This window comes from Candidatus Planktophila sp. (genome assembly GCF_036734405.1).
In the GTDB taxonomy this organism is placed as follows: domain Bacteria; phylum Actinomycetota; class Actinomycetes; order Nanopelagicales; family Nanopelagicaceae; genus Planktophila.
The window spans coordinates 313,204-326,426 of the sequence record NZ_DAIMYR010000001.1; the positions used below are offsets into that span (position 1 = coordinate 313,204).

The 13,223-nt window shown below is 45.2% G+C and carries 16 protein-coding genes; 8 read left to right on the plus strand and 8 right to left on the minus strand.

Going from position 1 to position 13,223, the window contains the following annotated elements; translation table 11 throughout:
- Positions 1-14: 14 nt before the first annotated feature.
- The 4 genes from AC9UC2_RS01535 (at position 15) to AC9UC2_RS01550 (ending at position 1,512) form a co-directional block, all read left to right on the plus strand.
- Complete coding sequence (locus AC9UC2_RS01535) at positions 15-191, plus strand: DUF3073 domain-containing protein (RefSeq protein WP_445822001.1); 177 nt, start codon at positions 15-17, stop codon at positions 189-191.
- Entirely contained in the window at positions 188-1,003 is an 816-nt protein-coding gene (locus tag AC9UC2_RS01540; protein WP_509524444.1) for a DUF8083 family protein, read from the plus strand. The genes AC9UC2_RS01535 and AC9UC2_RS01540 overlap by 4 nt, the downstream gene beginning before the upstream one ends.
- A 95-nt stretch (positions 1,004-1,098) precedes the next feature.
- Entirely contained in the window at positions 1,099-1,296 is a 198-nt protein-coding gene (locus AC9UC2_RS01545; protein WP_509524447.1) for a BldC family transcriptional regulator, read from the plus strand.
- A 24-nt stretch (positions 1,297-1,320) separates the two neighbouring features.
- Positions 1,321-1,512: a DUF5302 family protein gene (locus tag AC9UC2_RS01550; RefSeq protein WP_509524449.1), complete on the plus strand. Its 192-nt coding sequence runs from the start codon at positions 1,321-1,323 to the stop codon at positions 1,510-1,512.
- A 4-nt stretch (positions 1,513-1,516) separates the two neighbouring features.
- Here the strand turns inward: AC9UC2_RS01550 and AC9UC2_RS01555 are convergent, their stop codons facing one another.
- The 6 genes from AC9UC2_RS01555 to AC9UC2_RS01580 all read right to left on the minus strand — a co-directional run bounded on the left by AC9UC2_RS01555 (position 1,517) and on the right by AC9UC2_RS01580 (position 8,379).
- A complete protein-coding gene (locus tag AC9UC2_RS01555) occupies positions 1,517-3,550 on the minus strand; it encodes a M3 family metallopeptidase (RefSeq protein ID WP_509524451.1) in 2,034 nt (677 codons plus the stop codon).
- Between the two features lie 29 nt (positions 3,551-3,579).
- Positions 3,580-5,703: a DEAD/DEAH box helicase gene (locus tag AC9UC2_RS01560; protein WP_509524453.1), complete on the minus strand. Its 2,124-nt coding sequence runs from the start codon at positions 5,701-5,703 to the stop codon at positions 3,580-3,582.
- Between the two features lie 157 nt (positions 5,704-5,860).
- Positions 5,861-6,604: an energy-coupling factor ABC transporter ATP-binding protein gene (locus AC9UC2_RS01565; protein WP_509524455.1), complete on the minus strand. Its 744-nt coding sequence runs from the start codon at positions 6,602-6,604 to the stop codon at positions 5,861-5,863.
- A 2-nt stretch (positions 6,605-6,606) separates the two neighbouring features.
- On the minus strand, positions 6,607-7,362 hold the full coding sequence (cbiQ, locus tag AC9UC2_RS01570; protein ID WP_509524457.1) for a cobalt ECF transporter T component CbiQ: 756 nt from the start codon (positions 7,360-7,362) through the stop codon (positions 6,607-6,609).
- 41 nt (positions 7,363-7,403) lie between these two features.
- The gene (locus AC9UC2_RS01575; RefSeq protein WP_509524459.1) at positions 7,404-7,712 is read right to left on the minus strand and encodes a PDGLE domain-containing protein; all 309 of its coding nucleotides are present in this window, start codon (positions 7,710-7,712) and stop codon (positions 7,404-7,406) included.
- Positions 7,705-8,379 (minus strand): energy-coupling factor ABC transporter permease, encoded by a 675-nt coding sequence (locus AC9UC2_RS01580; protein WP_509524462.1) that lies wholly within the window; start codon positions 8,377-8,379, stop codon positions 7,705-7,707. Before AC9UC2_RS01580 ends, AC9UC2_RS01575 begins: the two co-directional genes overlap by 8 nt.
- 118 nt (positions 8,380-8,497) lie before the next feature.
- Between AC9UC2_RS01580 and AC9UC2_RS01585 the strand changes: the two genes are divergently transcribed.
- Positions 8,498-9,448 carry a tetratricopeptide repeat protein gene (locus tag AC9UC2_RS01585; RefSeq protein WP_509524464.1) on the plus strand — a complete coding sequence of 317 codons (951 nt, stop codon included), beginning with the start codon at positions 8,498-8,500 and terminating at the stop codon, positions 9,446-9,448.
- Positions 9,420-9,950 carry a low molecular weight protein-tyrosine-phosphatase gene (locus tag AC9UC2_RS01590; protein WP_509524467.1) on the plus strand — a complete coding sequence of 177 codons (531 nt, stop codon included), beginning with the start codon at positions 9,420-9,422 and terminating at the stop codon, positions 9,948-9,950. Before AC9UC2_RS01585 ends, AC9UC2_RS01590 begins: the two co-directional genes overlap by 29 nt.
- Here the strand turns inward: AC9UC2_RS01590 and AC9UC2_RS01595 are convergent.
- On the minus strand, positions 9,947-10,594 hold the full coding sequence (locus tag AC9UC2_RS01595) for a TrmH family RNA methyltransferase (RefSeq protein ID WP_509524469.1): 648 nt from the start codon (positions 10,592-10,594) through the stop codon (positions 9,947-9,949). The two genes, AC9UC2_RS01590 and AC9UC2_RS01595, sit on opposite strands and share 4 nt — an antisense overlap.
- 22 nt (positions 10,595-10,616) lie before the next feature.
- Between AC9UC2_RS01595 and AC9UC2_RS01600 the strand changes: the two genes are divergently transcribed.
- On the plus strand, positions 10,617-10,964 hold the full coding sequence (locus AC9UC2_RS01600) for a hypothetical protein (protein WP_509524473.1): 348 nt from the start codon (positions 10,617-10,619) through the stop codon (positions 10,962-10,964).
- A 9-nt stretch (positions 10,965-10,973) separates the two neighbouring features.
- On the plus strand, positions 10,974-12,140 hold the full coding sequence (locus AC9UC2_RS01605) for a D-alanyl-D-alanine carboxypeptidase (protein ID WP_509524476.1): 1,167 nt from the start codon (positions 10,974-10,976) through the stop codon (positions 12,138-12,140).
- On the opposite strand, the gene AC9UC2_RS01610 is transcribed toward AC9UC2_RS01605, so the two are convergent.
- The gene (locus tag AC9UC2_RS01610) at positions 12,137-13,210 is read right to left on the minus strand and encodes a YncE family protein (RefSeq protein WP_509524479.1); all 1,074 of its coding nucleotides are present in this window, start codon (positions 13,208-13,210) and stop codon (positions 12,137-12,139) included. The two genes, AC9UC2_RS01605 and AC9UC2_RS01610, sit on opposite strands and share 4 nt — an antisense overlap.
- Between the last annotated feature and the right edge of the window lie 13 nt (positions 13,211-13,223).

A 13,223-nucleotide genomic window follows, 5' to 3' on the forward strand; every position in this document is an offset into this window, starting at 1 on the left:
GAAGGAGGTCGCCCATGGGTCGCGGCCGCGCAAAAGCAAAGCAAACAAAAGTTGCACGTGATTTGAAATATAACGCGCAAGATATGGATTTAGATCGTTTAGCCAAGGAACTTCATGGCGAGATCGATACAACCTCACGCAAGGATGATGATGATCCATTTGCCGAGGGCAACTACATTCCACGTGCGTGAGACCTACACCGTACGTCGCTTCACTTCGTATCTACGAACCGCTGTCGGCATTTGAACCTGCTGATCGTTTGCGATGGCAGAGTATAGAAATTGATCCCTTCTCTTTCAATAAAGAAGAAGAACTAGCATTACATCGCGTTGTGCAACCAGAACCACCAGCAGGTCGACCAGATGGTGTGCACATCTTTGATCGTGATGGAATCCGATACGTGGCACCTTGGGCAACTGCGATGCGTTGCTGGGGTGCACTAGATAATTTTAAAGAATCTCTTCCAAGTACCGTTGTGCCATATTTTATTTCTCCTGCCATGGAGGATGTAATAACAGCTGGTGTCGACTTGCTCGAAGATAAAGTTCCTCACATTTTAAATGAGACTTGGATAATTCCTCCACGTTGGTTTATTTTGTTTTCACCAGAAGAGCGAACTCGCGGCAAAAATGCAGATGGCTTGTATTCACGTGCTTTAACAAGCATTGCAAATGCAAAACAACGTTGTGGCGGCGCACATGATGCTGTCCTTGGCGCATTTGGCGACGGTCCGGTCGAACAAGAGCTAGAAAATCTTTTGGCTTGGCTTGAAATGTTTCATCCAGAATCAATAGTTGAACTTGATTACGGTGGTCTGGCAAATTACATGGATCGTGCGTTACGTGATTCAGGTGAAGATGGCCTGGAATCGGATGCATCGATTGAAGATGTCACACATTCTGTTGCTGGCCTTGCTGCCGCAGATGGAATGATGGCTGGCGTTGGATATCAGCGATTGATGTCCCGTTGGCGCTTAGTTCAGGCATACGAACAAGCCTCGTAGGTATTGCTTCACGCTGATTTAATGGCAATACTTCACCCCAATACGGTCCAAAACGGACAGCCCACACTAGCCAGAACACGATTGAAGGAGTCACCATGAACCGCATCCCCGATGCCGAAGTTCTTTTGACCCCTAAAGAGGTTGCACAACGTTTTCACGTCAATCCAAAAACTGTTACCCGCTGGGCAAAAGCTGGAAAGTTAACCGCTATCCGCACATTAGGTGGGCATCGTCGCTATCGCGAATCAGAGGTTTTGGAACGTTTACGCGAATATAAAGAGTCAAGCTCTTAACAAGTAAGGCGGTAGACTCAACCCATGGCCGATAAGAATGATGACATGAAAGCAAGAATGCTTGCTGCCCTTGAAGCTAAGAAAAATAAGCCAGGTGCACCAGGAACTCAAAACCATTCTGAAGGCGGATCAAAGATTCGTGGTGGACAACGCAGTGGCGGTGCACCACAGGTGCAACGCAAAGCTGGTCCATCAGGATCTGGTTCTGCCGGCTAAACCTTTACAGCAAACCTCTGCGTTTTAACAGTGGTTCGATTTTTGAATCACGCCCACGGAAATTGCGGAACATCTGCATTGAATCAATTGATCCACCGCGTCCAAGAAGTGTGTTCTTAAAGTGTTCCCCATTTTCACGCTTTAACCCACCGTTTTCTTTAAACCAATCAACGGTATCTGCATCTAAAACTTCAGACCAGATGTATCCGTAATAACCAGATGAGTAACCGCCAGCGAAAATGTGACTGAAATATGTTGAGCGATAACGAGTTGGAACTGGCGCAAAATCCAATCCGTAATCCTTAATCGCTTGTGCTTCAAATTCAACAACATCGGTGACTTGAGCTGCCTGCTCAACGTTAAGTGAATGCCAAGCAAGATCAAGGGTTGCAGCCGCTAAATAACTAGTAGTTGCGTGACCTTCATTAAAGGTGCGCGCAGCGTTTAAGTTGTCGATCCATTCCTGCGGCAACTTTTCGCCAGTTTCATGGTGGCGGGCATAGTTTTCAACTACTTCTGGCCACAAAATCCACATCTCATTAACTTGTGACGGAAATTCCACGAAGTCGCGCTGGACACTTGTTCCGGAAACACGTGGGTACTTCACCTGAGACAAGAAGCCGTGAATTGCATGCCCAAATTCGTGGAACAAGGTTGTTGTCTCGTCATAAGTCAACAGCGTTGGCTTGCCTGCAGGTGGTTTTGGAATATTCAAGTTGTTTACAACGACAGGAAGTTGGTTGAACAAAAAGTTCTGATCAACCAGGTTGTTCATCCATGCTCCACCACGCTTTGAATCACGGGTGTAGAAGTCACCGATAAACAAACCAACTTTGCTTCCATCCTCATTGTTAATTTCAAATGCACGAGCTTCTGGATGGTAGGTAACAAGATCGGGACGCTCTTTGAAAGTAACGCCAAACAACTTGTTTGCGGCAAAGAAAACACCATCATGTAGAACACGTTCTAATTCAAAGTATGGACGCATCTTTGAGGTATCAATGTTGTATTTTTCTAAACGAACTTTTTCGGTGTAAAAGCCCCAGTCCCAACTTTCGATCTCTGATCCAGCAGCTTTCTTAAGATCAGCTGCTTCGGCTTGTGCATTGCGTACTGCAGCCGGTGCGATCTTGCGCAACATGGCATGCACGTTGTCTGGGTGTTCGGCGGTTTGAACTGCAATTACATGTTCAGCATGGGTTTCTTTACCAAACAATCTCGCACGTTCTGCGCGAAGCTTCACCATTTTCAGCAGAACTGGTTTGTTGTCATTGTCATTGGTGCGGTTTGCCTTAAGCAATGACGCCTGCATGATCTTCTTGCGTAGTTCACGATTAGTCAGTGAATCTAGAACCGGATTACCAGTGAAGTTGACCATTCCAATGAGCCATTTGCCTTCATGCCCGCGGTCTTTTGCGGCTGTAGCTGCGGCTGCGATTTCATTCTCGCTTAGCCCAGCTAGCTCTTCAATTGAATCAACCAGAACAGCCAAATCATTGGTATCTGCTAGAACATTTTTGGAAAAGAGAGTTTCAAGGGATGAAAGCTCTTCATTGAGCTCTTTTAGTCGTGCACGTTGTGCATCTGTTAAGTGCGCACCTGCGTGAATCAAATCCTTAAAGTAACGCTCCAAGAGCCAAGCATCTTCGCTATTTAGACCAAGTGATTCACGAGCATCGTAGAGATCTTTGATCCGCTTAAACAGCGCTGGATTTAAGTTAATTGAATCCTGGTGTGCAGCAAGCTTTGGTGCGATCTCTTCTTCAATTGCATCCAATGCATCGTTGGTATCACTGGAAGACTTGTTGTAGAAAACCAACAACATGCGCATCAAGTACTGCCCACTTTTTTCAAGAGCCACGATTGTGTTCTCAAAAGTTGCAGCACCCGGAGTATCAAGAATTGCCTGTGCTTCAGCTAACTGTTCCGTGCAGCCTTCATAGAATGCGGGCAGGTAGTGCTCCTCTTTAATTTGAGCAAATGGAGGCAGCTCATATTCAAGGGTGCTTCTTTGGGCAAATGGATTCGCGTTTGTCATAACGGGAAACCTATCAATTAAAGGTTGCTTTAACGAGGGCGACGGCGACGTTGGCTTGAGTTAGGACGTGGACGCTTTCCGCCGCTACGTACTGACTTTTCAACGATCGGAACGATGTAAGGAATACCTGATGGCTCCTGTGCTCCCGTAATCTTCATTAGCTCAGTGCTAAGTGGTGTAACTCCAACGAACTTAGGGGTGACACCCGCGCGCTGTGTAAGTCCACCGATCGACTTTTGCTGACGTGTAGTCGCAAGAGTTACAACAGTTCCGGCCTCACCCGCACGTGCAGTACGACCCGCACGGTGTAGGTAATCCTTGTGATCTGTTGGTGCATCAACATGCACAACAAGTGAAATTCCATCAACGTGAATACCGCGAGCTGCAACATCTGTTGCAACTAGTGCAGCATTTGCAGTTTCCTTGAAAAGTGCCAAAGTACGCGTACGTACAGCTTGTGACTTTCCACCGTGCAATGCACCTACTGGAACTCCAGCATGAGCAAGCTTGTCAGCCAAACGATCTGCACCGCGCTGAGTCTTTACGAACAAGATCGTCTTACCGTTACGAGCTGCAACCTGGTTTGTAATGTCATCTTTATCGGTTGGATTCATTACTAATACGTAGTGCTCCATAGTTGAAACAGATGCACGGTCATTTTGTAATGAGTGAGTCTTTGGATTCTTCAAGTACTGACGAACCAAGGAATCAACACCACGATCAAGAGTTGCAGAGAAAAGTAAACGCTGACCATCTAGCTTTGCCTGATCTAGAATTTCCTTAACAACCGGCAAGAAGCCCATGTCCGCCATCTGATCTGCTTCATCAAGAACTGTAATTTGTAATTGATCGAGTTGAACTTCACCCTTGTTAAGTAGATCGATCAAACGACCAGGTGTAGCAACCAAGATTGCAGTTCCGCGACGCATCGCCGTGATCTGCTTCGAATAAGACATTCCACCAGCAACTACAACTGATTCGTGACCAATTGATCGTGCAAGTGGCATCAAAACTTCATCAATCTGCTGCGCAAGTTCACGCGTTGGAGTCAAAACAAGCGCCAATGGCTTATGTGGCTTGGCAACCTTGCCATTGAGATTGTTAAGAAGTGCTAAACCAAATGCAAGAGTCTTTCCAGAACCAGTTTGTCCGCGACCCAAGATGTCATGACCTGCAAGCGCATCTGGAAGAGTTGCGATCTGAATTGGGAACGGATGCATGATTCCTTGCTTGCTTAGCGCGTTTACAAGCGGCGCTGCAATTCCAAGATCAGCAAAAGTTGTTGTGATTTCAGTTAGGGGAGTTGCATCAACAAGGTTTGCATCTGCAAGATTTGCTGAAATGTAATTGTCATCTGCACCGAAATCTACAGCGGCATTTGAATGAGATTTAGCGTGCTTCTTGAAATCATCACGAGCATAAGCTGGTGAATCATTGCGGCGATCGCGAACTGGACGTTCTGCACGGAAGTTAGCTGCGCGAGTATCAGGTGCAACACTGCTCTTCTTTGGACGTGTTGGATCAAACTTTTCACGCTTACGTGGCTCAAAGTTTGGGCGACCATCATCGGTGCGTGCAATCTTTGCTTTCACTGCATCGCGACGGTTTGTCGGACGAGTATCTGAATCCTTCTTAAATCCTGGACGTGAATCTTCACGCTTGAAAGCTGGACGCTCTGGTCGTTCTGCTTTCTTGTATGTCTTCTTAAATTCTGGACGAGTTGTTGGACGCTCTGATCGTTCAGTGCGCTCTGCACGTGGTGCAGATTCACGAACTTCGCGTTCTTTAACAAACTTCTTTGCACGAGAATCTGGACGCTGTGAACGCTCAATACGTGCCTTGCGTTCTTCAGGTGCTTCAGTCGGACGTGGCTTTGATGCCGTTTGCTCTTGGTAACGCTTTGCGCGCAACTTTGAACGTTCGACTAAACGAACTTCCTTCTTTGATGTTGCCGTTGGATCAGCATCTGAATAGCGACGAGTTGAAGCCGGCTTCGCTGATGCGCCTTTGCGAGCTGCTTTTTGTGCAGTCGTGTGACGTGCCTTAGGTGCTGCTTCTTTAAAAGCGACAGCCTTCTTTGCGCGCTTAGGCTTTCCTGCTGATGCTGCGCGACGAGCTTTTCCGGGCGCGCTAGTACGTGGCTGTAGAGACATAGAAATGCATACCAATCGAGACGACAAGCGCGTCTCGGGTATAGCTCGCACTTTTGGCGGCTAGGGCGAAAATAAGACTCGCATGTAGTGCTGCATTTGCAGCACTTGGGGGAAGTGCTTTGGTGCGGTCGCACCAACGGGTTAATTCTACCGTGGATTATTGAATGGAAAAACCAACAGGTAATTCAAGTCGATTAGCTGCTAATAACGCCGAATTTGTAAGGATTTCATGCGTAGAACCATCGGCAACGATGATGCCGCCCTTAAGGATTACAGAGCGAGGACATAGTTCATATGCATATGGAAGATCATGCGTCACCATCACCATTGTGATGTCCAGCGATCGCAAAATATCGGCTAACTCACGACGGCTTGCAGGATCTAGGTTTGAAGATGGCTCATCAAGCACAAGAATTTCAGGCTTCATGGCTAGCACGGTTGCAACAGCTACACGTCGGCGTTGGCCAAATGAAAGGTGATGCGGCGGGCGATCTTTAAATTCGCTCATTCCAACAAGTTGTAGCGCTTCATCAACTATCGCATCAAGTTCAGCGCCTCTTTTACCCATGTTGTATGGGCCAAAGGCAATATCTTCACCAACTGTTGGCATAAATAGCTGATCATCAGGATCTTGAAAAACAATTCCGACCTTTGAGCGAATCTCTTTTAGAGATGTCTTATCTTTTGCATCTACAAGTTGGCCCGCTACATGCACCGAACCATGCGATGTTGGGTGGATTCCATTCATGTGCATGACAAGAGTTGTCTTACCGGCACCATTTGGACCAAGCAGTGCAACGCGCTCGCCCTTTTGCACTGACAGATTTACACCAAATAGAGCTTGATTGCCATCGGGATATGCGAAGGCGAGCTCTTTGATTTCAAGGCTTGGTGTACTCATATTCAGAATCCTAACGCCAAAGTAGTAGTGAAAATTATTAAAGCGGTGATTGGAAGAGTCAGAGAGCGCAACCACAAAGAAAGCGGAATGCGTGGTGGTTCATCATGGGGCAAAACACCTTCGTAACCGCGAGAAAGCATTGCGAGATGAACTCGTTCGCCACGTTCGTATGATCGAATAAACAAAGCACCCGCTGCAGTTGCAACAACTTTCCAGTGCTGGATTCCGGTTGCTTCAAAGCCTCGTGATTCACGGGCAATCTTCATGCGCTCCATTTCATCATTAACAACATTTACATATCGCAACATAAAGGAAGCGATCTGGACCATCAATGTTGGAAGCTTTAGACGTTCTAGACCTCGTAGAATTTCACGAGCGGTAGTGCTTGTAGAAAGAATGATTGCGGTGATTACACCCAAAGTACCCTTGATAAAAATACCGGCACCAGCAAGCAAACCTTCTCGATAGAGATTAAGTGGACCAACTTCGAATCTCTCGCCAGTTCCAAAAAATGGCATAAGTAGGGCAAAGAAGATGAAGGGAATTTCAATTAATGCACGCTTGAACATCAGCGTGAAAGGAATTTTTGCCGCAGCCACAGTAATGAAAAGAGCTACGAAGTAGCCCACAAAGGCTTGCCAGCGATGAATAGGGGTTAAAACACCAACCAAAATAAACAGCAACGCCGCAACGATTTTTGCATGCGAAGGCAGTGAATGGATTACAGAGTGACGGTGAAGGTAAAGGCGTTCACCCACATCATGGCCGTGATGGTGACCATGTTTATGGGATTTAAGCTCTATTTGTTTACCTTTTTTGGCTTACGCGCGATGAATGTAAACATTGCACCAGCAACGACAGCGGTACCAATAACACCAATAACACCTGCTACACCAACAGATGCGCGCTCATTCTCAATTCCTTTGACACCGTAATCAGCTAATGCACCATCGGCATATGTGTGATCTTTTGCAGTTTCAATAAACCCGATGTCCCCTGCCACTTTTTCTAATCCATCTGGATCAGATGATGCGTAGAAGGAAACGACGCCAGCTAAGAAGATTGAAACTAGAAATCCAGCAGCTAAAAACTTTTTATTCTTATCCATGGCGAATCTCCAATTGTGTTTTGTTACCTTTCCAGCCATAGACAAGATCACTACGGCTTGCAATAACGGCGCTCACCGTCAGACCAGTAATGAGCGCTTCTCCGATTCCAATCAACACATGTGTACCAACCATTGCTCCCAGTACTGTTGTTACAGAAAACGTTCCTGTCGCACCGATTGCGTATTGAAGCGTGAAACCAAGTGCAGCTGCAGGAACTGAAACAAGTGCTCCAATTCCGGATGCAACAACAATCGAAGATTTGGTTTTTGGAAGAATCTTTTTAACAAGCAGGAATACGCCGTAACCAACCCAAACCGAGATTATGCTCATATTGAATGTACTTAGACCCAGTGCTGTAAGCCCACCGTCGGCAAAAAGAAATGCTTGCATAATGAGCACCACAGTTAGTGCAAGAGTTGCAGCCCAGGGGCCAACAAGAACTGCGGCGAGTGCGGCACCAATTAAGTGACCACTTGTTCCTGCAACAACAGGGAAGTTGAGCATTTGAACTGCGAAGATAAAGACTGCAGTTAGTCCGGCCAGCGGAGCGCTTTTTTCATCGAGTTGCGCGCGCGCACCCTTGAGCGAGACCGCGATGCCTGCCGCAGCTAAGCCAGCAAATGCGGCTGAGGTTGGAATATCAATGAAACCATCAGGAATATGCATGGGAAAAGGTTAATGCAAACCATTTGCATCTGCCACTTATAGGCAGAAGGCTGAGAATTCATGTCTCTGGAGCCTAATCCTGAGCCCTGGCTCACCTAGTAAAGATAAGGTCACGCACATGAGTGAAGACGAAGGCATGGAAGAGCTCGTCACCGAGGAAATGTTGTGGGATCGAATCCCCGAAGTTGAAGGTGAAGAACGTGCCAGTACTTACTACGAATTAAGTGCACGAATTTATGCTCGTGGTCAATATGACGAAGCGCTCGCACTTGCAGAAACTGCTCGAGATATCTATTCACAACTTGGCGAAACAGTTTCTTCAGAGGGATTAGCACAAGCATATTCGGCGATCGGTTATAACTTAAACCAGCTTAAGCGCATGGATGAGGCAGCTAATGCAATGAGCAAAGCTGTTGAGATTTTGCGCGAAAACAAATCTCCAATTGCTTTAGAGCTTGCTTGCACGCTTGGTGAATGGTGGTATTCATCAAAGAACTACGACAAAGTAGTAGAAACGATGAACGAATGCGCACAAGAGCACCTAGTCGATGGAAACGAAATTGGCGCAGCAAATGATTTGCATTTGATTGGCTGCGCAGAGCGCGAGTTAAAGAATTACGAGAAAGCAATCGAGGCTTTTAAAGAAGCTCGATCTTTGTTCAAGCGCAACAAAGAAGTAATTCATGTAGCCAGATGCGATCAGAAAATGGCATCGTGTCTTATCGAATTAGGTGAAGGTGAACTTGCGCTAGAAACTGCGCGCAAAGCAGTTGATGTATTTGAAACCGGTCATGATCACCGCCGTGAAACTTTTGCTTCCTTTGAATTCGGCAAAGCTCAAATCTTGCTTGAAAAATATGATGAAGGATTGGCAACTTTAGAAAATGTTTTGGCGATTGTTAGTGAAGATGAGCCTAAGGATTTCGAATTCATTGTTGATATTGAATCAAGAATCGCCAAGATCTTGCGCATGCAAGGTCGGGTAGAAGAGGCTGATGAAATTGAACGCCGCTTGAAATCTGTTCAAGAAGCGTTAGAAGATGAACCCGAGCGTGATCTCCTCAATTAAATCTCGGGACCAAATCAGTATCACCATGGTCTGTTTGGGCAATATTTGTCGCTCACCCATGGCAGCAGCGGTATTGGCTAATAAAATGAAGGCAATTCAATCGCCAGTTATCACTGTTGATAGTGCAGGCACTGGCCCTTGGCACATTGGGCAAGGCCCACATCCGTCATCAAAGAAGATCTGGGAAAAAGCTGGCTATAAGCATGAGCACACAGCGAAGCAGTTCACAGTTAATGATTTTTATGTCCATGACTTAATCCTTGTGATGGATTCTAGTAATTATCACAACGTTGTTTCTTTGGCCGAAAGTGAAGAACATCGCTCAAAAGTCTTCTACTTAAGAAGTTTTGATCCAGCGCTTAAGGGAATTGATCCAACTTCTGCAGACTATTTCAAACTAGAAGTTCCAGATCCATATAATCAAAGTGATGAAGCGTACGAAGCTACGTTAGCTATGGTTGAACGTGCAGTAGATGGATTGCTTGCCGAATTAAAAGCTTAACGAGGTAAATGCTGCAAGGCCCAGTGATACATTGCAATTGCACCGGCAGCAGATGCGTTCATAGATCTAGTTGAACCATATTGATTAATTTCATACAAAACTTCGCACACGGCAATTCCTTCATCAGACATTCCAGCGCCCTCTTGACCAAATAAAAGAACACAGCTTTCGGGCAAATCTGCAGGTTCTAATTGCTTAGAACCCGGGACGTTATCAATACCAATAATTGGTAAACCTTGTTCTTTGCAGTATTTTGCGAAATCTTCAATTGTTGGGTGATGCAGAACAGTCAAGTATCGATCAGTCACCATTGCTCCGCGCTTGTTCCAATCGCGTTTTCCGACGATATGTACTGCTGAAACATTAAATGCATTTGCAGTTCTTACGATTGATCCAATATTTAGATCGTGTTGCCAATTTTCAATTGCAATCTGCAATTTATGTCGCTTAGTGTTTAAATCCGCAACAATTGCTTCTACAGTCCAATATCGATAGTGATCTAGGACATTCCTGCGATCACCATTCAGTAATAATTCAGGGTCGTATTGATCCCCTTCAGGCCAAGGCTTCTCATGGGGACCAACGCCGACAACAGGGAAAAATTCACCTGGGCCAATACTGGCGGGGGTTGTTGGAGAAGACATGTAGGCACTCTAAACTGAATGCATGTCAGCTATCAACACAGTCGCGTATGTAATCCACCTACTCTCTGTAATCGGGATATTAGTTCTGCTTTTTCTTCAATGGAACAAGTCTCCACGTAAGTTAAATCCAGGGGTACTTCATGCTGGGCTAACTGCGCTAGTTGCCGGAATAGTGCTGGTTGGTCTGCACAACAATGTAAAGCCAGATGAAGAACTGAATCACATAAAAGTCGGAATTAAGTTTATTTTCCTTCTTATCATTCTGGTTTTGGGCTACACAAATGTTAAGAAGCCGGAACTTCCAAAGAATGTTTGGTTAACGATGCTCGGGTTAACAGTCGCCAACATTATTATCGCCTCCTGGCGCTAGAAAGTAACTATGACTTTCCTGTACCGCTTTTTTGCAATTGTGCTTGCAACAATATTTTCGGTACTTCCAGCGCAGGCAGTGCTAGGACCAGATTCGATTCCAGCAGTCTTTGATCAACTCCTAAAGAACAAGAATCTTTCTAACCCAGCCATGATTGTGATTGATGGTAGTACCGGTGCGATTGTGTACAAAAAGAATGCTTACCAGCAGCGCAAACCTGCATCGGTCATGAAGATTTTGACTGGTGCAGTGATGCTTGAGCACCTTGATCCATTGGCAACATTTAGCACTACGGTAGGCATCAATCCCGAGTTAGGCACTGTGGTTATAAAAGGTTCTTATGATCCCTGGATGAGTCCAAATCACACCATTGCACGAAAGATGAATCGAGCATCTCTTCCTCACATCGGAACTCGAACAATGAATTCTGTAAAGGAATTCAATGGCGGATCACTTCAGAATTACAAAGTTATCTATACCGGACTTCACTCAGATGATGTTACAAACCTGAAAGCATTCTGGGCTCAGCGTAATTTCAAACCGGTGATGAAAGCAGTCAGTGGTGATGAAGCACTATTGTCTTTTGGGCAGCAGATAGTTGCAGAGAATTCGCCAACTGTGGCTGCTATGTTGGAATGGATCATGCTTTGGAGTGATAACCAAATGTCTGAGCGATTAGCGCGATTGTCAGCCAAAGCAGCTGGATTCACGAAGGATGCAAAAGGTGTGGAAGCAGTTTTTAGAGATATTTTGTTCAAGCTTGAAGTAGATGACACGCAGTTGGTTGTTGCTGATGCCAGTGGGTTGTCTAGAAAGAACAAGATCACTGCAAAACTAATGGGCGAATTACTCTACAAACTTCGAAAAGATGAAAAGTATGCCTTGATTTATTCAGGCTTACCGGTGGGAGGAGTTTCTGGAACACTTGAAACACGTTTCCTAACTACTGCACCAACTGCAGTCGGTTTAGTTAAAGCTAAAACTGGAACACTTAACGGAACTGCAACTCTTGCTGGATATGTGCAATCTACTGATCGCGAATATGTCTTTGTAACTTTGGCTGATGAGATTCCCGGTGGAAATACTGCACTGGATAAAGCTCGAGCAGCGATAGATCGGGTACTTGGGCGAATTGCTGCTCCAAATATTCCAGCTGAAATTTCTCCTGCGCCTTAATTATTAGAATATATTTTTATCTGACCTTTATAGCAAGCGACCCATGTGTTTGATGTTTCAACATCGTAAGTAATTCCAATTGGCTCGTTACAAACTTTAATGTTTTGAGTTACTTTCATGTCACTTGTCCGCACTCTGGACATTGTGTCACTCTTGTAATTAACAACGTATAAAGCTGAACCATCTTTTGAAATTGCAAGACTGCGAGCAGCATTTCCGGTCTTTACAGATTTACCAAGGATGTTGGTAACAAGATTCCAAGAAGCAACTCGACCTGACAAATTCATGGTCACGTACATGGTGGAGTTATCGGGGGACAGCACTATTGCGCGCGGATTACTACCAATAGGTATGAAGGAAGTTGAGAAATCTTCAAGATTAATCACATGAATTCGATTTCCACCCATTTCAGCTACATATGCTTTTGTTGAATCGTTGTTAACCGCTATTCCGCGTGGGTATCGTCCAATTTTGATGGTCTTTACGATCTTGTTTTTCTCTACTGAAATAACAGAAACTGTGTATGAGCACCAATTGGCGACTAAGACATATTGATTGTCCGGAGTAACCTCAACTACCTTTGGTACGGATCCAACTGGGTACACCGAATCAATTTGGTAGTTACTTCGATTAATTCTGTAGACAAAACTCTTGTCATATCCATCTGCTGGTGAGCAAGTGTCAGTTCCTTCTTTGTTGAACCCTTTTCCATACATGGCGTAATTGCTCACATACAGATACTTGCCATCGGGCGAAAAAGTTCCTTCAACAGGTGAGCCTTTGTAATTGCCAACTGTTTTTGAAAAACCAAAATCTTTTAGGGAAACCGAATCAGAAACTGTGTGCAGTAATTCAAAGGATTTAGCGTCATAAACCGTAACTGAATGTCGGTACATCATGTTGTGCGCGCTCACCACTTCATCGCCCGAAGAACGAACTGATTTAGGAGCAATTGACCCGTTGATAGTGTGGATCAACTTCATGGATGGAGTTACGACTTCACTCTGCGCCGGTACTACAAAAGCACAGAGTAAAAAGATTGAGGTTAAGAGAACAAATCTTGAGCGCATTACCTAACTGTAC

Bases quoted from the DNA above. Each gene is read 5' to 3' on its own strand.
- AC9UC2_RS01605 (WP_509524476.1), top strand. From the start codon at position 10,974: ATGACTTTCCTGTACCGCTTTTTTGCAATTGTGCTTGCAACAATATTT.
- AC9UC2_RS01610 (WP_509524479.1), bottom strand. From the start codon at position 13,210: ATGCGCTCAAGATTTGTTCTCTTAACCTCAATCTTTTTACTCTGTGCT.
- AC9UC2_RS01535 (WP_445822001.1), top strand. From the start codon at position 15: ATGGGTCGCGGCCGCGCAAAAGCAAAGCAAACAAAAGTTGCACGTGAT.
- AC9UC2_RS01565 (WP_509524455.1), bottom strand. From the start codon at position 6,604: ATGAGTACACCAAGCCTTGAAATCAAAGAGCTCGCCTTCGCATATCCC.
- AC9UC2_RS01550 (WP_509524449.1), top strand. From the start codon at position 1,321: ATGGCCGATAAGAATGATGACATGAAAGCAAGAATGCTTGCTGCCCTT.
- AC9UC2_RS01580 (WP_509524462.1), bottom strand. From the start codon at position 8,379: ATGCATATTCCTGATGGTTTCATTGATATTCCAACCTCAGCCGCATTT.
- AC9UC2_RS01575 (WP_509524459.1), bottom strand. From the start codon at position 7,712: ATGGATAAGAATAAAAAGTTTTTAGCTGCTGGATTTCTAGTTTCAATC.
- AC9UC2_RS01545 (WP_509524447.1), top strand. From the start codon at position 1,099: ATGAACCGCATCCCCGATGCCGAAGTTCTTTTGACCCCTAAAGAGGTT.
- AC9UC2_RS01590 (WP_509524467.1), top strand. From the start codon at position 9,420: ATGAACCCGAGCGTGATCTCCTCAATTAAATCTCGGGACCAAATCAGT.
- AC9UC2_RS01555 (WP_509524451.1), bottom strand. From the start codon at position 3,550: ATGACAAACGCGAATCCATTTGCCCAAAGAAGCACCCTTGAATATGAG.
- AC9UC2_RS01585 (WP_509524464.1), top strand. From the start codon at position 8,498: ATGAGTGAAGACGAAGGCATGGAAGAGCTCGTCACCGAGGAAATGTTG.
- AC9UC2_RS01560 (WP_509524453.1), bottom strand. From the start codon at position 5,703: ATGTCTCTACAGCCACGTACTAGCGCGCCCGGAAAAGCTCGTCGCGCA.
- AC9UC2_RS01595 (WP_509524469.1), bottom strand. From the start codon at position 10,594: ATGTCTTCTCCAACAACCCCCGCCAGTATTGGCCCAGGTGAATTTTTC.
- AC9UC2_RS01600 (WP_509524473.1), top strand. From the start codon at position 10,617: ATGTCAGCTATCAACACAGTCGCGTATGTAATCCACCTACTCTCTGTA.